Source organism: Collinsella sp. zg1085, from assembly GCF_018889955.1.
Taxonomy (GTDB): domain Bacteria; phylum Actinomycetota; class Coriobacteriia; order Coriobacteriales; family Coriobacteriaceae; genus Collinsella.
Map to the genome: position 1 here is coordinate 850,651 of NZ_CP076545.1, position 19,685 is coordinate 870,335.

Sequence of the window (19,685 nt, forward strand, 5' to 3'; positions counted from 1 at the left end):
AAAACGGGTAATCCACGCGAGTAGTGCTGTGAGTCGTACGTTTACAAATAATAAAACTGCTTTTTCTAACGTAGCTCACGTAGTGTTTCCAACTGGCGGCGTTTAACGCGGGGGAGAGGGCTTTCCCTTGCGCTAAACGCCATGGCAGTCTATTTATCTGAGCCGCGTCGATTCTCACCCTCAAGAGAGCGTATTTCAGCAATATCTTGAGTTGTTTCTAGGGCACCGAGGTAGTTACCCTCAGCATCGCGGACTGCAAAATAGCGAACATACAAGAACGCATCACCTCTATGAAACCAAAAGTCGAAAGAATCGCTTTCACCGCTCTTGAAGTTTTCAAAAATCATACGAACCATTTCTTGGCTCTTAGGCGGGTGACATGCATAAACATCACGCCCGAGACAGCTCATGGGACGAGGGAAAGCGCGGGTATCGCCATGTGAGAAATACCGTGTCTTGTCCTCGCTATCAACAAAGGTCATATCAAGCGGAATAGTATTAAGCACTGCTTCAAGCTGTGCGACCGTAAAACTTCCCGTAGACAGCTTAATGAGCTGCTCAGACTCGGGTGCACTATCCTCGGTTGTAGAACTAGCGTTAGTTGTATCCTCAACACGTTCGAGTTCATTATTAAGCTTTAACGCGCGAATGCGATCGTTGGCAAGCTCAAGCGCATCTGCTCGCCAGATAACTGGCTTCTCAATAAAGGCATAGCCAATCTCAGGCCCATCAGCAGCAATTTGTGTCCACTCAGTTGCACTTAAATTTTCAAGTGCAAGCGGAATAAGAACTTGCTCTTCTTTATCAATCATAGAGCGCGTGTCGATTGCAGCTTTCTTAAGAATTTCTGCTACCTCACGCAAAACAAGTGCATGCACCGCAGCGCCTGCCCAATCAAGTCGCTCACGGGCAAGCTTTACTTGGTCTCGGATTTCGTCGTCCTTGCCCCACATAACGCTTGACGGACCCATAATGTTGTGCTGCTCAAGATGGGGGAATAACAGCTCTTCTTTGCGTTTGTAGTGAGTAAATACCTGAGCATATCGGTCTAGGTCCCCATAAAGAAGTGTGGCAACCGACTTTGCCTTCATATCTTCAGGAAGCTTTGCTGCGAGCTCAAGATGCTCTTCAAGTTCTTGTAAAAACTCAGCAATAGCTTTGTTTTCAAGCAGCATAAGCTGTACCGGATGTCCCGGAGTCTCACCGGCTTCACCTTGGGGTACGGCACATGCAATACCTCCCTCAAACAGAGTTGCATGTACATCACATAAGCGTTGCACCTCTTCAATTGCTACACCACTCGCCATGAGAGCTTGCTCAGCTGCGGCAATTTCTGAACCCGAAACTGATTCAAAATTACGTCGGAAGTCTTCTTGCACGTCTTCAACACTCTCACCATTGCCAAGGCGCTCTAAGAAAGAACGAAGCAATTTCTGACGCTCTTCGGGTGTGCGGGCAATCTGATTTGAATCCTCGGTGCTCGCATCTGCCCTTTCTTTGAGCGCCTCAGGGAGATTGCTGCCCTCTACCTCAAACCCCGCTGCTCGAAATGCCCGTACAACATCTGCAAGGTCAATCTTTTTGAACTCACAGCCCTGTGGAATCGTCATAAAACGCCCCATTGTTGCTAAGCGCCCAGGAAGCGTAATCTCTGTAAAGCCAAGCTTTGCCATAAGTTCAATAATTTCTGGATATGCTTTAGAAATGCTATAGACCGATTCATCTAAATTGATAGTTTTACCTGCCATACTAAGCCCTTTCTTGATAGGAAATATTGTCTTAGCGCCGAACTATAGCGAAGTACAACATAACTAACTGTTGTAGTTACAACAAAACAGAAGCATCATATTTGGTGCACAATTCGTTATAAGAACCTATACGAAACTCTATCTACACCAACTGATAAAAACCCAAGCGCACGTGCAACCGCAGGCTGCATATCGATAACGCGACCATCTACATAAGGACCGCGATCGTTAACTACGGCAATAACAGAGACACCCCGATATGTAATTTCAACACGAGTGCCAAACGGTACCCCCAACATGGCGATACCCATGGACGACTCGGTAACAATTGAGCCGTTGGCGGTGGTTTCGCCTAAAAAGCCATCATCTATGCCATAGTAGGATGCAATACCTGTTTTCCAACCCCGTGCGTCTTGAGAGCTAGATTCTGTCGCTGAGCTGCTAATTGATGTCTCTGTGCTAGAGCTTGGTGAATTTGAATCATGAGATGGCTGGTTGTTAGTGGCATGCTCGTTTGTGGTGGTATTGGGACTTGTTGTAGCGCTGGTGTTTTGAGAGTTAGTTTCAGGATTTTGGACATTGGTGCTTGCATTCGTAGCTGCGAGTTCTTGTTCAGCCGCACGTATATGCTCTGCTACCTGCTCACGCGCCTCACCTGCTGCTACTGCCTCAGGCTCATTAGAAGATTTTGCACGTCGAAGCAGCTCATCATGGGCGGTCTGAGCACGTTTAAGTGAGCGTGATGCTTCGTTTTGCTTAGATATAGCCTTGTCTTTTGCCGTACTCAGCTGTTGTAGTTTTTCTTCAAGCTCGGTCTTTGTTTGCTTGAGTATATCAAGCTCAGAAACATGCTTACTCTGAATAACCGCGAGATACTTAGCCAAGTTTGTTAGACTTGCAAACGAATCTAGGCTCAGAAGGGCTACTAAAATATTGATTGAACTGTGTCTCATTTTATATTCATCACGGGTAGATTGTAGAGCTTGCTTACGCTGAGCAGGCAATGTTTGTTCTTCAAGTGTTAGTATCTCGGTAGCAAGTATATCAATATCTGTTTGTAGTTGATGAACCTCATCAAGTGCTGTTTGTACCTGTTTTGTTGCGCTCTGGATTTCATCGACAAGCGCATTAACATCTTGTCCAACAGATACGGGAGCTGCAAAAGCTGGCGCAATATGACCGAAGGGGCATAGACACCCAAGAAACATGCTTAGGCATAAAAGCGTGCTAAACGTTCGTATTGAATGTTCGCACGGCGTTTGAGTTGTACACAAGACACGCATAAAGCTTATATCGCTCCTCAAGCCAAGGTTGAGCGGCTCGGTATCGCAGAATTGTTCACTATACTACCTGAGAAATACTCAAGTTCATGTTGAGCTTAAAGCTTTCATGAATCAGTCATTATGTTCATAGCGTGACTTATGTCACAATTTCCACACTATCGGTATACAATTCTTCAAGACTATCACTGACCGAAGGGGTTTCTTTATGTCGAAGTACCTATCTGAGCTTATGTCACCGCAGCTCATGGCTGTTGTGTATTTGTTTATAGCCTTTTTGGTCGCCCTGTATGCGCTTTCAGTTGCCTACGTAGTAATTGACGCGCGTCGTCGTGGCGCGCAGGCATGGGCACTATGGGCAATCGTAGCGCTTATACCTTGCGTTGGACTGGTGGCATATCTGGTTTTGCGTCCAAACTCATATGCGGCCGACCGCGCCGAGCAAGAGCTTGACGTGGCACTCCGTGAGCGTGAGTTGTTGCAGTATGGAAGCTGTCCAGCGTGTAATGGTCCCATTGAAAAGGACTTTATTGTGTGTCCTGTTTGCAATACGCAGGTTCGCAATGTCTGCCCGAGTTGTCAAAAACCGCTTGACGCTCATTGGAAGGTTTGTCCGTATTGCCGAACGCATATCCAATAAGCATGTCGGAGATTTTAAGCTTCTGTCATGCTCGTTAACCCGTCTTTTTGCCTCGGTGAAAAGACGGGTTTCTCTACCGTATTGCATACTTTTTTAGAAAGGTCATATGACGATGAAAGCACTTTTTAATGATGGCAACGTTGCTGAGGTAGGCGCAGAAGAATCGCTGCATGTTTTGAGACATTCAGCGGCGCATATTTTAGCTCAGGCTATTAAGCGTTTGTATCCCGATGCCACCTTTGCATATGGACCTGCCAATGAACAGGGTTTTTATTACGATGTAGACCCAGGCGCTGCAAAAATAACTGACGAAGATTTGCCAGTTATAGAGGCAGAGATGAAAAAAATCGTTAAAGAAAACTTGAAGTTTCAAACCTTTGAGCTTCCTCGTGAAGAGGCAATTGCCCTTATGCAGGAGCGCGGTGAGAAATATAAGGTTGAGCATATTGATGATTTAGACCTGGACGCTCGTATTACCTTTTTTCAGCAGGGTGACTACATAGACATGTGTACCGGTCCTCATCTTCTGTATACCAAGGCGTTGAAAGCCTTTAAGCTGACGGGCATATCGGGTGCATATTGGAAAGCAGACGCCAACAATAAAATGCTGACACGTGTAAGTGGAACAGCATTTGCCACCAAAGACGAACTTGCTGAGCATGAGCGCATGCTTGCCGAGGCGGAAAAACGCGACCATCGAAAGATTGGTCGCGAAATGGAACTGTTTATGATGAGTGACGCAGGTCCGGGTTTTCCATTTTGGCTGCCCAATGGCATGCGGGTACGCAATGCACTGATGCAGTATTGGCAGGAAATGCAAGAAAAATACGGCTACGAGCAGGTGCAAACTCCCGTTATTTTGTCGCGCTCACTTTGGGAAACCTCAGGGCACTGGGACCACTATAAAGACAATATGTATACCACCCTCATTGATGAGGAAGATTTTGCTGTAAAGCCCATGAACTGCCCGGGTGCTTGTCTTATTTATAAGAATCGTCCACGCAGCTACCGAGATTTGCCCTTAAAGTTGGCTGAGGCTGGTCTTGACCATCGCCATGAGCTCAAAGGTGCTCTTCATGGCTTGTTCCGTGTACGTGAGTTCACACAAGATGATGCACATCTTTTTATTCGACCCGATCAAATTATCGAGCAGGTAACAGATACCGCGCAGTTAATCACAGCCTACTATGCACAATTTGGGTTCCCCTATCGTGTTGAGCTTTCAACGCGCCCTGAGGATTCTATGGGCTCTGATGAAGACTGGGCACGTGCCGAGGAAGGTCTTAAGAGCGCACTTGACTCAATGGGTCTTGATTATCGTGTAAACCCCGGTGATGGCGCTTTTTATGGTCCAAAGATTGACTTCCATCTGCAAGATTGCTTGGGTCGTACCTGGCAGTGCGGCACCATTCAGCTTGACTTCCAGCTGCCGCACAACTTTGAGCTTGAATACGTTGACTCTGATGGTCAAAAGAAGCAGCCTATTTTGATTCACCGTGCAGGTTTCGGCTCATTCGAGCGCTTTATTGGTATGCTCACTGAGCAATATGCAGGTAAATTCCCCACATGGCTCTCACCTTGTCAGGTAAAAGTGCTACCGGTTTCTGAAAAGACACGCAGCTATGCTCGTGAGGTTAGCTCAGCTCTGCGTGAGGCGGGTATTCGCGTAAAGCTTGATGAGCGCGATGAAAAAATTGGCTATAAGATTCGTGAGGCACGCAGTATTGATCGCGTTCCATATATGCTGATTTTGGGCGAGCAAGAAATTGAAGCTCAAAACATTTCGGTTCGCGACCGTACCAACGAAACGCACCAGTCAGATTTAGCCGCCTTTATCGCTGACATTACTCAGGAGATTGCTGAGCGCCGCTAAACTCGTGCGGGACAGGGTTTGAGGTACTTGTTGCATTATTGGGTGTTTGCAAGGAGATATGTTAATGAATTGCTTTGAGGCACTCATTGCTCATCATATACAGGAGAGCCAGACACGTGCAAGCTGGTTTGTATCTGCTGGTAGTACGGCAGATGCTCTTGCCAAGCTGGGCTTGCTTAGCTCAGCTGATAAGCTGGTGGTATATGGTAAGGACGCCCTATCACGCTATCAACAAGTACTCGGTGAGTCTTGCGTATGCGCTGCGCACGAGGTGAGCGCAGAAGCATTTTGTTTGGCTTCTGTTTCTACTAGACGTACTCTGACTGAGGGAAGTCCTGCGTCATATGCCCATACACCAGGACAGGGTCCAGAGCACGTTTTCTGGATGCTTGATGCGTTGAGCATACCTGACCTTCGGGTACCCGATATTACAAGCTTTGCCACTGCCGCGCGAGAGTGTGGCGCACTATTGCTGGTTGATATTAGTCGTATAGGCTCTTATGGCGCACCGGCATTACGGCTCGGTGCCCATATGGTGTTTGAGCAGTTAGGTATATGTGAGGCGCAGCAAGCACTTCATCTTGTTATGGTATCTGTTCCTCATACCAAGCGTGGGCGCGGTAAAAAACAACACGAAGACCTTTTAGCTGAGACAGCGTATCGACTCTTAAACATGCGTTTAGGCGATGCTGTAGAAGCGTCGCATGAAGAACGTGCGTTTGATGCTCACGTGAAAAAAACTGCCACTGCACATACACGCGAACACGCGCAACAACGCTTTGACCTTGCACGCACGCTTGCTGCCTACCTCGATTGTCACCCACAAATAAACAAAACCATATTCCCCGGACTTGAGCACCACCCAGATAGGGGACACGTGGGCAGAGTGCTCGAACACGGAGCAGGTCCACTCATTGCACTGCAATTAGGAGATGGTCTTGAACCGGGCTGTTTGGCAGAGAATTTGTGTTTGGGTATCAGCCAACTTGACGCATCTGCAGAACACACTCGACTCGAACTAGTTCAAGGCACTGCCGATAGTAGCCAGCCTCACTTACTCCTTTCTTGTGGTACCGAAGACGCACTTGACATGATTGAACTGTTTGAAAAATCACTTCGTGTGGTTGATTAAATAACAAGTTCAACCCTACGTTGTAAGAGAGTTTTCTTTTCCTTGATTCGCTCCCTTGTCGTATGTCAAGGGTTTTATACGTCGCTCTGTATCCAGCACGACTCACAGATGTTTATAAAAAACTTAACCCTTTTTGTGTATAAGGGTGGCGAAGTGTTGAAAATTGTATATACTAGTTCTAGTTCGGAATGTAACCTTTTTGTTGGGCATGACCGGCGACTGGTTCACAAGTACATATTTCCCTGGAATGTTACTCCTTGAGGCATGACCAAACTCAGTATTGCACAGGCGGTGCTGATAGGTTGCTTTAAGGAGTTTTTTTCTTAAGCGATCGTAGAGAAACGTTTGGGGAAAGTACAGAGGACTACAGATAAGGAGGAACGCTTAGATGAGGGCTATTCGGCGCATCAACAACAATGTTTGTGTCTGTATCGATGGCGACGGTAAAGAACTGCTTGCTATGGGACGAGGCATTGGCTTTGGCGAGATGCCGAAAGATCTTGCACTGCATGAGATTGAGCGAACGTTTTATAACGTGGATTCGCGCTATCTCTCAGCCATCAATGACTTGCCTCAAGAGGTGTTAGGCTTTGTTGCTGAGCGCGCAGATCATATCCGTGGCCTTGTGCCATATCAGCTCAGTCCTAATCTTGTATTTCTCCTTGCAGATCACATTGCTTTTGCTCTAAAACGGGTGAATCAAGGCATTCATGTACGTATGCCGCTGGCTTTGGATGTTGAGCATACCTATCCTGTTGAATTTCGTATTGGTACGCACCTCGTGCGACAGATTAGACGCGAATTTCATGTAGCACTCCCACAAGATGAGGCAGCAGCAATCGCCATGAATGTGGTAAATGCCCGTATCAGTGAGCCAGAAGATACCGCATCTGCTCGTGCGCAAGAAGACGAAGAGATGTTTGAGGACATCATTGAGATTATCGAGGATGAATTTGGTATTCGCCTTGATCGCTCAAGCTTTGCCTTTGCTCGATATGCCACGCATGTTCGGTATCTATTTGAGCGACTGCACAATAAACAGTTGCTCGATGATTCACTGATGCAAGGCTATGCAAATCTGGAGAACGAATACCCTGAAGGTTTTGCCTGCGTGCGCAAGATTGCTGAGCATATTGCTCAAACTTGGGCAGATGCTGAGCTTTCAGAGGATGAGAAGTTCTATCTCGTAGTACATGTGATCAGAGTGTGTAGTAAAGGGGCGCATAAAAGCTAAGACATGCTTTTGTGCACATGCCGAAAGGACTGTTCATGGCAAAGACAGAACGCTACCATGAGCTCGCTGAGCACATCGTTGATGCAGTTGGTGGCAAAGAAAACATTAGTTATTTTTCGCGTTGCGTAACACGACTTCGCTTTGTGGTGAAAGATAAAAGCTTGGTGGAGCCTGAAAAGGTAGATGCACTTCCCGGTGTACTAGCAAGCCAATGGAGTGGAGAACAATTTCAGGTCATTATTGGTCAGGCTGTTGAAGACGCCTATAACCTCATTGTTAAGATGCATGACCTCGAAAGACAAGAAGCGGTGGCTGAGCCAGAGCAGGCTACTAAAAAGCGCTTCTCCCTATCAACGGTTTTTGATGCAATTGCGGGTAGCATTACTCCGCTGATTCCGGTTTTAATTGGCGCTGGATTTGTAAAGATTGTCTTATTGCTGTTGACTCAATTTAACGTGCTCGCAGCAGATTCTCCTACAGGAACCGTACTTACCTTTGTGGGTGACGCAGGCTTTTATTTCTTGCCAATCTACATAGGTGGTGTTGCAGCAAAGAAGTTTGGTGCAAATTTTGCACTTGGCATGCTCATGGGTGGTATTTTGGTGCATCCCTCATTTAGCGCTGCGGTTTCTGAAGGCACAGCACTCAACATCTTTGGTCTGCCAATCTTTGGAGCAACATATAGCAGCAGCGTTATTCCCATTATTCTGATATGTGCTGTTATGGCTCCGGTTGAGCGTTTCTTTGCGCGTATCTCACCAGATTCCGTTCGTTCTATCGTTGAACCATTTGCTACCTTGGTCGTTATGGTTCCACTGGCACTCTGTGTTTTAGCTCCGCTTGGTAGCTATCTTGGAACCTATCTCTCCCAAGCAATTATTTTCCTTTACTCTACTACTGGAGCTTTTGGTGTTGCTATCTTTGGCGCTCTGTGGCCTTGGCTTGTTATGACGGGCATGCATCACGCGCTAACTCCCTATGCACTTGATGCCTTGGCACAAGGTGCAGAATACGTTGTGTTTACCGGCAGCATCATTTCAAATATCAATCAAGGTGTTGCTGCAGTGGTTGTTGGTCTTAAGAACAAAGATGCAAACCTTCGTTCAACCGCGTTTTCTTGCGCAGTAACAGCAATTATAGGCGGCGTTACTGAGCCAGGTATGTTTGGCATCAATCTCCGCTTTAAGACGCCTATGTATGGCGCTATGATTGGTACCTTTGCTGGTGCGCTTGTCGCTGGTTTTGGCCGCGCTGCTGCACACGCTATGACAGGCAGCACAGGATTGCTCGGTGGTCTTCCGGTTTATCTTGGCGGAGATATTTCAAATCTTTTGTGGATGGTTGCCGGCATTGTTGTTGGTGCAATCGTAGCGGCAATTGCAACCTTTGTGCTCTATAAGCCCGAAGCTACTGAGCAGGCTGCTTAAAGCTCGCTAAGAAAGAGGAATGTTATGACTTTCCCAAAAAACTTCTTGTGGGGCGGTGCTACCGCAGCAAATCAGTGTGAAGGCGCCTATGTAAGCGATGGTAAGGGTTTGTCTACCGCAGATGTAATGCTCGGAGGTGACAAAGATACGCCACGCCGCATTACCGATGGTGTGCTCGAGGGTTCTTATTACCCTAGTCATGTGGCCATTGACCACTATAATCGCTTTAAGGAAGATATTGCACTGTTTGCCGAAATGGGTTTCAAAACCTATCGCATGTCTATTAACTGGGCGCGTATTTTTCCTAACGGCGATGAAGAAGAGCCTAATGAGGCAGGTCTTGCGCACTATGATGCTGTCTTTGACGAGTGTCAAAAATACGGCATTGAACCGCTCGTAACGCTCAGTCACTATGAGACTCCGCTCGGGCTTCAAGCATATGGTTCTTGGACCAATCGTCGCGTCATTGACTTTTTCTTGCGCTATTGCGAAACAGTCTTTACGCGCTATAAGGGAAAAGTGCGCTACTGGCTTACCTTTAACGAGATTAATTGCATGTCAATTTCTCCTTGGCTGGCAGGCGGGCTTCCTCTTGAGTCAGATGAGCAGGCACGTATGACAGCTGCCTATCATCAGTTCTTAGCTAGTGCTCTTGCGGTTAAACGTGCGCACGAAATTGACCCAGAAAACAAGGTTGGCATGATGTATGCCGGCGTGGTTTCGTATCCGGCAAGCTGTGACCCAAAAGATATTGAAGCAAACGAAGACTTTATGCGCTCCATGCTGTTTTATCCTGATGTTATGTGCCGAGGATACTATCCTCGCTATAAACTGCGTGAGTTTGAGCGCACGGGTATTGTTTTGCCGCAGGAGCCAGGAGACGATGAGATTCTTCGTGCGGGCACCGTTGACTTTCTCTCCTTTAGTTACTACTTCACCTTGGTATGCGGCAAAAAGACAAAGGATGCAGGGCTTAACGTAGGAACCTTTAATACGGGCTATACGAACCCCTACCTCAAAGAATCTCCTTGGGGCTGGGCTATTGACCCGTATGGATTACGCTATATCTTAAATCTGTTTTATGACCGCTATCAAATTCCCTTGATGGTTGTTGAAAATGGTTTAGGTATGTATGACACTGTGGAAGCCGATGGGTCAATACACGATCAATATCGCATTGACTACCTACGTGAGCACATTCAGGCTATGGGGGATGCCATTGATATTGATGGCGTAGAACTTATGGGTTACACCACCTGGGGCTGCATCGATTTGGTCTCGGCAGGTACCGGTGAAATGAAGAAGCGCTACGGCTTTATCTACGTTGATGTAGATGATGAAGGCAAAGGTAGTTTTGAGCGCTCGCGCAAGGATAGTTTCTATTGGTATAAAAAGGTTATTGCTTCAAATGGAGCAGATTTGAGTTAGTCTTCTGTGTGTTCTGTGCATACTCATATGCAAACACGTTAATCGCATGACGGCCGCATCTAAAGGTATCAGGGTGCGGCTGTCTACGTTACAATGACCTGAGCTACAATGCTTATTATTTGTACCCTCAAGTCAAAAGGAGTCTCATGGCCACATTCTTTCCTGGTGAATCCCACACCTTTTCAGAGTATTTGTTGGTGCCCGGCTATTCGTCTTCAGAATGTGTGCCTCACAATGTTTCGCTAAAAACACCACTCACACGCTTTAAGCGCGGTGAAGAGCCTGCTATCTCGCTCAATATCCCTATGGTTTCAGCCATTATGCAGTCAGTTTCTGGTGTTGATATGGGTGTTGCGCTTGCTACCGAGGGCGGCCTAGCGTTTATCTATGGCTCTCAAACGCCTGAGGCTGAGGCAGCTATGGTCAAGGCAGTCAAAGACCATAAGGCAGGTTTTGTTGAGTCAGACTCAACCTTGACACCCGATATGACCATGGAGCAGGTTATTGAGCTCAAGAAGCAAACAGGTCACTCAACGATGCCTGTTACCGAAGACGGTACGGCGCATGGTCGCCTGTTAGGTATTGTGACCAGCCGCGATTATCGCCCCAGCCGCGATGACCCCAAGATGTTGGTTGCTACCTTTATGACACCACGCGCTGATCTTATTGTTGGCGACAAGGATATTTCGCTCAAAATCGCAAACGACATCATTTGGGATAAAAAACTAAACGCGCTGCCGGTAGTTGATGATAAAGACCATCTTATTGGCATGGTATTTAGAAAAGACTACGATAGCCACAAAACAAATCCGCTCGAGCTTTTAGACGAAAACAAGCGCTATATGGTAGGCGCTGGCATCAACACGCGCGATTATGAGACCCGTGTGCCTCTACTCATTGATGCAGGCGCTGATGTGCTCTGTATTGACTCTTCTGAAGGTTTTTCTGAGTGGCAAAAACTCACTATTGAGTGGATTCGCTCGAACTATGGCGATACCGTTAAGGTAGGAGCCGGTAATGTTGTTGACGCTGAGGGTTTTCGCTTTTTAGCAGATTGCGGTGCTGACTTTGTCAAGGTAGGCATTGGTGGCGGCTCTATTTGTATTACGCGTGAAACAAAAGGAATAGGCCGCGGGCAAGCAACGGCGCTTATTGATGTATGCCGTGCGCGCGATGAATACTTTGAAGAAACAGGTATCTATGTGCCTGTATGCTCTGATGGTGGCATTGTGTATGACTACCACATGACGCTTGCACTGGCTATGGGCGCTGACTTTATGATGCTTGGTCGTTACTTTGCACGCTTTGATGAAAGCCCTACAAGCAGGGTTAATATTAACGGTCAGTATATGAAAGAATACTGGGGTGAAGGCTCAGCACGTGCTAGAAATTGGCAGCGCTATGATATTGGTGGCGCCGCTAAGTTATCTTTTGTTGAGGGTGTTGATTCTTACGTTCCTTACGCAGGTTCTTTGAAAGATGGGGTAGGTAACACGCTCTATAAGGTGACATCAACTATGTGCAATTGTGGCGCCCTATCCATTAAAGAGCTTCAAGATAAGGCACGACTTACCTTGGTATCTGCGACCTCTATTGTCGAGGGTGGTGCCCACGATGTTGTGGTAAAAGACACCAATCAAACGGTTGTATTCCAGTAAGAGTTGCTTGAGGAGCCTACTATGTGTCAAAACCATACTCAGCATGCGTTGAGTTCATCATCGCTGCCTGAAATTCCTGAATATCAGCCTCAGCTTATAGAACCGGCTTGGGTGCATGCGTGGGAGCAAGAGCATCTCTTTGAGGCAACTAATCACCGTGATCGCCCTAAGAAATATATTCTTGAGATGTTTCCCTATCCCTCGGGCGATTTACATATGGGTCATGCGCGCAACTACACCATCGGAGACGCCATGGCGCGCCAAGCGCATATGCGTGGCTTTGACGTATTGCATCCCATTGGTTTTGATGCCTTTGGTTTGCCTGCAGAAAATGCGGCTATCAAACATAAAACTCAAGCAGCTGCATGGACCTACAAAAATATGGACCAAGCCCTTGCCACCATGCGGCGCATGGGCTTTTCCTACGATATGAATCGCTTAGTTAAAACCTGTAGCCCCGATTATTATCGATGGGGTCAGTGGATTTTTGAGAAACTCTATGAGCGGGGTCTTGCATATCGCAAAATGAATCCCGTGAACTGGTGTCCCACTTGTGAGACTGTACTCGCTAACGAACAGGTGAGCGAGGGTCGGTGCTGGCGCTGTGACTCACTGGTCGAAAAGCGCGATCTTGAGCAGTGGTATATTAAAATTACCGCCTATTCCGAAGAACTTCTCGCTGATTTAGAGAAGCTGCCGGGCTGGCCTGAGCGTGTAAAGCATATGCAAGCAAATTGGATTGGTCGCTCAGAAGGTGCAGAGCTTGACTTTAGGCTTTGCAACGCTGATGGCAACCCAATACTTGGTGATGAGGGTATTATTACCGTTTTTACCACGCGCGCTGACACCTTGTTTGGCTGCTGCTTCTTCTTGTTAGCTCCAGAATATGAGGGTTTAGCTGAACTTGTTGCAGGGAGCCCCTATGAGGCAGACGTTTTACGGGTCATCGAAGAGGCAAAGCACGTTTCAGCTCTTGAGCGCGCACAGGGTGAGCTGGAGAAGCGCGGTGCTTTTACCGGTCGCTATGTCATTAACCCTATTAACGGTGCAAAAATTCCGGTTTGGGTTGCAAACTATGTTATCTCTGACTATGGCACCGGCGCTGTTATGGCTGTTCCTTCAGGCGATGAGCGCGACTTTGAATTTGCGCGCACCTATGATTTGCCAATTGTGCCTGTGGTACTTGCAGAGGATGACCCGCTGTATGAGGAGCTAGCTAATGAGGCGGATATACGGGTTTCTCAGGTAACGTGGGAGAGCGCCTATACCGCTGATGGTCGCTTGGTGCAATCTGGTCCATATACGGGACTTTTGGCTGGTAAACATTCTGAGGCAGAGCAGCGTATCGTCGCCGATCTTGAAGAGGCTGGACTTGGTCGGCGCTCGGTGCAATATCGCCTGCGCGACTGGCTCATCTCACGGCAGCGGTATTGGGGCAATCCAATTCCTATGATTCACTGCGAGCACTGCGGTATTGTAAGTGTTCCAGAAGACCAACTACCTGTTGTTTTACCAGAGGATATCGATGTTGCAGCAGGGGAGAGCCTTGCAAGTCGTCCAGATTTCTATGAGGTGGTCTGCCCGCGCTGTGGAAAAGCTGCGCGCCGCGAAACTGATACCATGGACACCTTTACCTGTTCTAGCTGGTATTATTTGCGCTATTGTGATCCACATAATAGTGAGCTTCCGTTTTCACGTGAGCTTGCTGATTATTGGATGGGAGTCGATAACTATATTGGTGGCATTGAGCATGCAATTTTGCATCTCTTATATTCGCGCTTTATCACTAAGGCACTTCGTGATTTAGGGCTCGTAGGCATTGATGAGCCGTTCAAAAATTTGTTATGCCAAGGCATGGTAAAAGACCATGAGGGTCAAACTATGTCAAAATCCAAAGGGAATGTGGTGCCGCCAAGCTCTGTTATTGAGCCTCTAGGTGCTGATACTATGCGTCTAGCCATTCTGTTTATAGCGCCTCCTGAAAAAGATTTTAACTGGGATGAAAAGGCAGTTGCAGGAGCACATCGTTTTATTAAACGTGTTTGGCAGCTCATTTGGCGCGCATCTTATCTTTCTCAAGGCAACACAGACTTTGACAAAGCTGCGCTTGATGAAATGGCGCTCACCCTGTATCGAGAGCGGCATCGAACCCTAGCAAAGTGCACAAACGACTTTGATCGTCAGCAGTTTAATACTGCTATTTCTGCCATCATGGAGCTGGTCAACGCATTTGATAGCTATCTTAAAAAGACAACAGACCCTGTTGCTGGCCTTATTGGTCAAGTAGCCACCGATATTGTTGCTATGTTGTCGCCGATTTGTCCTTTTGTAAGCGAAGAGCTTTGGCATCAAGCGCTCGGACATACTGAGAGTGTGTATCAGGCGAGCTGGCCTAGCTTTGATGTATCAGAGGCACAGGCTGATGGTGTTGAGATTGCCGTGCAAGTGTTAGGAAAAGTTCGCGCGCATGTGGTGGTTGCTGTGGATGCTACGCAAGATGAAATGAGCGAGGCAGCTATTCAGGCGGCGCAAAAATGGATTCAAGATAAGCCTATTAAGAAAGCCATCTGTGTTCCTGGGCGCTTAGTCAATCTTATCGTGTAGATTTCATGATAGCTTCAAGCTGCATGCTGTGCATCATGTAGTCATGCCTGCAGGTTATGCCCTGCTATGGTATGCTAGACGCCGTATTTTATGCAATTCGTGGAAGGAGTGGGGTTTCGGCCCTGCTCCTTTTTCGTGAAAGGTAAGTCTCACCATGATAAAAAGTGCACTCGAGACGCGCATTATTGATGCCTTGGAGGTGGAAGCGGTTCATCAACACATTGACATTGTAGATGTTGAGATTGTTGGTGCAACCAAGGCGCCTTGTGTTCGCGTGCGTATCGACACCTGTGAGGGTAGTGCCATTACCCTTGATGAGGTGACCGCACAAAATGCTTGGATAGCTGCAGTTGTTGAAGAGCTTGACCCCTTTAGCGCGTCGTATACGCTTGAGGTGTCAAGTCCTGGCATGGCTCGTCCGTTGCGTCGTGTGCAAGATATCATGAATCATATTGGGGCAGCAGTTGAGCTTAGCACCACAGCAACAGAAGGTCGCCGCCGTTATTCAGGCACAATTACCGCGGCTGATGAGCAAGAAGTTGTGCTCAGCACTGATAGTGGTGAGCAATATCGCATTGCTCATGCTGAGATTAAAAAATGTAACGTGAAGCCGGTATATGACTTTACACCTCTAACGGAAGGAAACTAATTATGGCATCCGAAATGATGGAAGCATTGCTCGAACTGTGTCAAGAGCGCCACATCGATCAACTTTATTTGATTGACCGCCTCGAGCAGTCACTTGCTAAGAGCTACGCCGAGATTTTGCATCTTGACTGGGGTGCTAAAGTCACCATCGATCGCGCTACCGGTCATATTTATGTATACAAGCTCATTCCTATCGATGACTCGATGGACGAAGAGGGCAATTTCACTGAGTTTGAAGAGATTGATGTAACGCCGCGTGATACATCGCGTATCGCAGCTCAACATGCAAAAGCTGAGATTAATGCCATTGTACGCAATTCTGCTCGCGAGCAAATCTATGAGGAGTTCTCGGGGCGCGTAGGCGACTTAATTAACGGCACCGTGCTGCAAACTACAACAGACTTCACTATTGTAAAGATTCGTGAAGGTGTTGAGGCAGAGCTTCCACACTTTGATCAGCGCCGTTACGAGTCTGAACGCAATGAGCGTCCTCAAGGCGAGCGCTACATGCACAACCAGCGCATCAAAGCCGTTATCATTGATGTTCGTGACCCCAATTCGAGTTTGCCTCCCGTGCGTGGTGAGCATAGTCGTCCGCCAATTGTTATCTCACGTACGCACCCAGCACTCATTAAGCGTCTCTTTGAGCAGGAAGTTCCAGAGATTTATGAGGGTACGGTTGAGGTTAAATCTATTGCTCGTGAGCCAGGACAGCGCTCTAAGGTAGCTGTTCACTCTCTTGACGAGCGCCTTGACCCGGTGGGCGCGTGCGTTGGCCCTAAGGGCAGTCGTGTACGTGCGGTTGTCGGTGAGCTTCGTGGCGAGCGCGTAGACGTTATTTTGTGGAATGAAGACCCTGCGGTTTATGTTGCAAATGCTCTTTCGCCTGCAAAGGTTTCACGCGTACTTATTGATGAAGAAAAGAACTATGCCGGTGTAATTGTTCCAGATGACCAGCTGTCTTTAGCCATTGGCAAGGAAGGTCAAAACGCTCGTCTTGCTGCGCGTTTAACCGGCTGGCATATCGATATTAAGAATGAAACGCTTGCAGCAGATATTCTTAAGAATGTTCCTGCGCCACTTGAGACAACGCAGGATTTGCTTGATTCGAGCGAGGGCGACCTTGAGCCTGAGCGCTGCGCCTACATTGCTGAGTCAGGTGTGCGTTGCCGCAATCAAGCACGTCCGGGCTCACGTTTCTGCGGCGTGCATGAAGCTTTGAGCGAGAGCGGCGAAGACAATGTTTTGGGTGTTGAGGACCTGATTTAGCGCAATCGCGCCTAAGTTTGACGATGAAGATTGAGCACGTAGTGTGCTTGAGAGGTAGGTGATTGCACATGGCAAAGGTTCGCGTTTCGAGTCTCGCAAAAGACTTTGGCATGACGTCAAAAGAATTGATGGGCTATCTCGCTGAGATGAAAATCCCCGTAAAGTCAGCATCTTCCACCTTGGAAGATGCCTATGTGTCGATGGTGAAGAAAAAGCTTGCTCCCGTGCTTGAGGCACGTGCGGCAGAGGTTGAGGCACAAAAGGCAGCTGAGGCGGCGGCTGAGCGTGCAGAAGAAGAGCAAAAGGCTGCCGAGGCAGAATCTGAGCGCCGTGCTGCTGAAGCGCGCCGTGAAGAAGAGCGTCGTTTGTCGCAGGCTGCTCGCACAGCAGAAGAAACAAGCCGTGCTATTGCCGCAGCTGCTGAGGCCGAGGCGCGTCGCCAGGCAGAAGAAGCACGCCGTCAAGCCGAGCTTGAAGCAAAACGCCGCGCCGTTCCAGCAAGCGATTCGGGTTCGCGTTTCCGCTCGCTTCTCGATCAAATTGCGGCACAAGAAGCCGCACTTAAAGAAAAAGAAGAGACGGTAGCACCTGCTCCGTCCGCTGAGCCACGCAAGAGCGGGCGTTCACGCAAGGGTGAGCGAAACGAGCGTAAAAACGAAAGCCCTCGTGAGGCAGCCCCGCGTCGTCGTAGCAGTGCACAACCTGCAATTCCTGCAGGTCTTGATGTTCCCTCACCAGAAAAAGCCTCCAAGAAAAAGCGTCGTGGACCTGCTCATACCGAGGAAGACCATTATGCTCGTATGGCACGCGAGGCAGAAGAATACAGCCGCGAGCGGGTTCTTGAAGAAGCACGCGCAGCAGTTGAGGAAGCAAGTCGCGAGAGTACGGGCCGTCGTAAAAAGCGCAAAGAGAAGCGTGAGCGTGAAGCTGCAGCCGCTCAGCAAGAGCGCAAGATTGAAGAGGCAAAAGCACAAGGTCTCTCACCAGATGAGCTGGATGCAATTCGTGTAACTGAAGGCATTACGGTTGCTGAGCTTGCAGAAGCTATGGATGTCAATCCAAACGACATTATCAAGCGCCTCTTCTTGCTGGGAACACCGCTCACTATGACGCAAACGATGTCAAATGAGCTTGTTGAGCTTGTGGCTGATGATATGGGGCGCCAAATCAAGATTGTGAGCCCCGAAGAAGAGAATAGCTTTAGCTTCTACGATGACCCCAATGACTTGGTGCCTCGCCCGCCTGTTGTTACGGTTATGGGCCACGTTGACCACGGCAAAACATCGCTTTTGGACGCAATTCGCCATACGGGCGTTACAGCAACTGAGGCAGGCGGCATAACGCAGCATATCGGTGCTTCGCAGGTTTCAATCAACGATCGCATTATTACGTTTGTTGATACACCTGGTCATGAGGCATTTACGGCTATGCGTGCCCGTGGTGCTAAGGTAACAGACGTTGTTGTGTTGGTTGTTGCTGCTGATGACGGCGTTATGCCGCAAACTGTTGAGGCTATCAACCACTCTAAAGCAGCTGGGGTACCTATTGTAGTTGCGGTAAACAAATGCGATAAGCCAGATGCTAACCCTGATCGCGTTCGTCAAGAACTAACCGAATACGGCGTCATTCCTGAGGAATGGGGCGGTCAGAACATGTTTGTTAACGTAAGTGCTAAGCAGGGTGAAGGCATTGATGATTTGCTTGAAACCATTTTGCTGCAATCAGATGTACTCGAGCTTAAAGCTAACCCGGATACCTTTGCCTCTGGTTATATCTTAGAAGGAAAACTTGATCGCGGTCGTGGCTCGGTGGCAACCCTTTTGGTTGCACGCGGTACACTGCATGTTGGCGATGCCTTGGTGGCAGGTCAGTGCTGGGGTCGTGTGCGTGCTATGCTCAACCCGCGTGGTGAGCAGGTAAGCGTTGCTACACCATCAGACCCTGTTGAGATTTTGGGTCTCTCGGCGGTGCCGGGCGCAGGCGATGAGTTCCGTGTCTTTGAAGATGACCGTGATGCCCGTGATTTGGCTGAGCAACGTGCTCTCAAAGCGCGTATCGAGGAGCAAAATAAGGTCAAGCACGTAACCTTAGAAACGCTCTTTACTGAGATGAACAACAACGAACTAAGCGAGCTTAACCTAGTGGTTAAGGCTGATGTTCAGGGCTCCATTGAGGCACTTGCCGATGCACTAGCCAAGATGGACCAGTCTGAGGTTCGCATTAACATCATTCACTCAGCAGTAGGCGCCATCTCAGAAACCGATGTTACGCTCGCTGCTGCTTCAAACGCCATTATTGTTGGCTTTGGTGTACGCCCGCAGGGTAAGGCACGTGACCTAGCTGAGCGGGAGCAGGTGCAAATTAAGACCTACTCCATCATCTACAAGGCAATTGAGGATATTGATGCCGCGCGTATTGGTATGCTCAAGCCCACCGAAGAAGAGATTCAAACTGGTTCTGCTGAGGTTCGCGATACCTTCCGGGTACCCAAGGCTGGCCTCATTGCAGGTTGCATGGTTATCGAGGGAGAAATTTCACGTGACGACAAGGTTCGCGTTGTGCGTGACGGTGTGGTTATCTTCGACGGTGTCTTTGGCTCCATGCGTCGCTTCAAAGACGATGTAAAGGTAGTCAAGTCTGGCTATGAATGCGGTCTTGGTATCGAGAAGTACCAGGACATCAAAGTGGGCGATATCCTTGAAGCATATAAGATTGTTGAGGTTGCTCGTACCGAGTAGGGGAGC

General features: G+C 48.2%; 13 protein-coding genes. 11 read left to right on the forward strand and 2 right to left on the reverse strand.

Annotated features, from left to right (window positions below):
- Window positions 1–149: 149 nt before the first annotated feature.
- Both KPC83_RS03550 and KPC83_RS03555 read right to left on the reverse strand, forming a co-directional pair.
- The gene (locus KPC83_RS03550; protein ID WP_216279182.1) at window positions 150–1,748 is read right to left on the reverse strand and encodes a DUF438 domain-containing protein; all 1,599 of its coding nucleotides are present in this window, start codon (window positions 1,746–1,748) and stop codon (window positions 150–152) included.
- 116 nt (window positions 1,749–1,864) lie between these two features.
- Complete coding sequence (locus KPC83_RS03555) at window positions 1,865–2,956, reverse strand: RlpA-like double-psi beta-barrel domain-containing protein (RefSeq protein WP_216279183.1); 1,092 nt, start codon at window positions 2,954–2,956, stop codon at window positions 1,865–1,867.
- A 280-nt stretch (window positions 2,957–3,236) separates the two neighbouring features.
- On the opposite strand from KPC83_RS03555, the gene KPC83_RS03560 reads away from it, so the two are divergent.
- From KPC83_RS03560 to infB, 11 genes are all read left to right on the forward strand, one after another.
- Window positions 3,237–3,668 (forward strand): zinc ribbon domain-containing protein, encoded by a 432-nt coding sequence (locus tag KPC83_RS03560; RefSeq protein WP_216279184.1) that lies wholly within the window; start codon window positions 3,237–3,239, stop codon window positions 3,666–3,668.
- Between the two features lie 112 nt (window positions 3,669–3,780).
- Window positions 3,781–5,541, forward strand: a complete 1,761-nt coding sequence (gene thrS / locus KPC83_RS03565) for a threonine--tRNA ligase (protein WP_216279185.1) — start codon at window positions 3,781–3,783, stop codon at window positions 5,539–5,541.
- Window positions 5,542–5,605: 64 nt separating this feature from the next.
- Window positions 5,606–6,673, forward strand: coding sequence for a PLP-dependent transferase (locus KPC83_RS03570; protein WP_216279186.1), 1,068 nt, complete (start codon window positions 5,606–5,608; stop codon window positions 6,671–6,673).
- Window positions 6,674–7,061: 388 nt separating this feature from the next.
- Entirely contained in the window at window positions 7,062–7,907 is an 846-nt protein-coding gene (locus KPC83_RS03575; protein ID WP_216279187.1) for a PRD domain-containing protein, read from the forward strand.
- A gap of 35 nt (window positions 7,908–7,942) precedes the next feature.
- The gene (locus KPC83_RS03580) at window positions 7,943–9,334 is read left to right on the forward strand and encodes a PTS transporter subunit EIIC (protein ID WP_216279188.1); all 1,392 of its coding nucleotides are present in this window, start codon (window positions 7,943–7,945) and stop codon (window positions 9,332–9,334) included.
- A gap of 24 nt (window positions 9,335–9,358) precedes the next feature.
- Window positions 9,359–10,762 carry a glycoside hydrolase family 1 protein gene (locus KPC83_RS03585; RefSeq protein WP_216279189.1) on the forward strand — a complete coding sequence of 468 codons (1,404 nt, stop codon included), beginning with the start codon at window positions 9,359–9,361 and terminating at the stop codon, window positions 10,760–10,762.
- A 146-nt stretch (window positions 10,763–10,908) separates the two neighbouring features.
- A complete protein-coding gene (locus KPC83_RS03590; RefSeq protein ID WP_216277920.1) occupies window positions 10,909–12,420 on the forward strand; it encodes an IMP dehydrogenase in 1,512 nt (503 codons plus the stop codon).
- Between the two features lie 21 nt (window positions 12,421–12,441).
- A complete protein-coding gene (gene leuS, locus KPC83_RS03595) occupies window positions 12,442–15,024 on the forward strand; it encodes a leucine--tRNA ligase (protein WP_216277921.1) in 2,583 nt (860 codons plus the stop codon).
- Window positions 15,025–15,178: 154 nt separating this feature from the next.
- Window positions 15,179–15,673 carry a ribosome maturation factor RimP gene (rimP, locus tag KPC83_RS03600; RefSeq protein WP_216277922.1) on the forward strand — a complete coding sequence of 165 codons (495 nt, stop codon included), beginning with the start codon at window positions 15,179–15,181 and terminating at the stop codon, window positions 15,671–15,673.
- A 2-nt stretch (window positions 15,674–15,675) separates the two neighbouring features.
- Complete coding sequence (nusA, locus tag KPC83_RS03605) at window positions 15,676–16,941, forward strand: transcription termination factor NusA (RefSeq protein ID WP_216277923.1); 1,266 nt, start codon at window positions 15,676–15,678, stop codon at window positions 16,939–16,941.
- A gap of 68 nt (window positions 16,942–17,009) precedes the next feature.
- Window positions 17,010–19,679 carry a translation initiation factor IF-2 gene (gene infB / locus KPC83_RS03610; RefSeq protein ID WP_216277924.1) on the forward strand — a complete coding sequence of 890 codons (2,670 nt, stop codon included), beginning with the start codon at window positions 17,010–17,012 and terminating at the stop codon, window positions 19,677–19,679.
- Window positions 19,680–19,685: the final 6 nt, after the last annotated feature.

Excerpts from the sequence above, each read along its gene's own strand:
- KPC83_RS03550 (WP_216279182.1), bottom strand. The coding sequence starts at position 1,748 with ATGGCAGGTAAAACTATCAATTTAGATGAATCGGTCTATAGCATTTCT.
- KPC83_RS03555 (WP_216279183.1), bottom strand. The coding sequence starts at position 2,956 with ATGTTTCTTGGGTGTCTATGCCCCTTCGGTCATATTGCGCCAGCTTTT.
- KPC83_RS03560 (WP_216279184.1), top strand. The coding sequence starts at position 3,237 with ATGTCGAAGTACCTATCTGAGCTTATGTCACCGCAGCTCATGGCTGTT.
- thrS (WP_216279185.1), top strand. The coding sequence starts at position 3,781 with ATGAAAGCACTTTTTAATGATGGCAACGTTGCTGAGGTAGGCGCAGAA.
- KPC83_RS03570 (WP_216279186.1), top strand. The coding sequence starts at position 5,606 with ATGAATTGCTTTGAGGCACTCATTGCTCATCATATACAGGAGAGCCAG.
- KPC83_RS03575 (WP_216279187.1), top strand. The coding sequence starts at position 7,062 with ATGAGGGCTATTCGGCGCATCAACAACAATGTTTGTGTCTGTATCGAT.
- KPC83_RS03580 (WP_216279188.1), top strand. The coding sequence starts at position 7,943 with ATGGCAAAGACAGAACGCTACCATGAGCTCGCTGAGCACATCGTTGAT.
- KPC83_RS03585 (WP_216279189.1), top strand. The coding sequence starts at position 9,359 with ATGACTTTCCCAAAAAACTTCTTGTGGGGCGGTGCTACCGCAGCAAAT.
- KPC83_RS03590 (WP_216277920.1), top strand. The coding sequence starts at position 10,909 with ATGGCCACATTCTTTCCTGGTGAATCCCACACCTTTTCAGAGTATTTG.
- leuS (WP_216277921.1), top strand. The coding sequence starts at position 12,442 with ATGTGTCAAAACCATACTCAGCATGCGTTGAGTTCATCATCGCTGCCT.
- rimP (WP_216277922.1), top strand. The coding sequence starts at position 15,179 with ATGATAAAAAGTGCACTCGAGACGCGCATTATTGATGCCTTGGAGGTG.
- nusA (WP_216277923.1), top strand. The coding sequence starts at position 15,676 with ATGGCATCCGAAATGATGGAAGCATTGCTCGAACTGTGTCAAGAGCGC.
- infB (WP_216277924.1), top strand. The coding sequence starts at position 17,010 with ATGGCAAAGGTTCGCGTTTCGAGTCTCGCAAAAGACTTTGGCATGACG.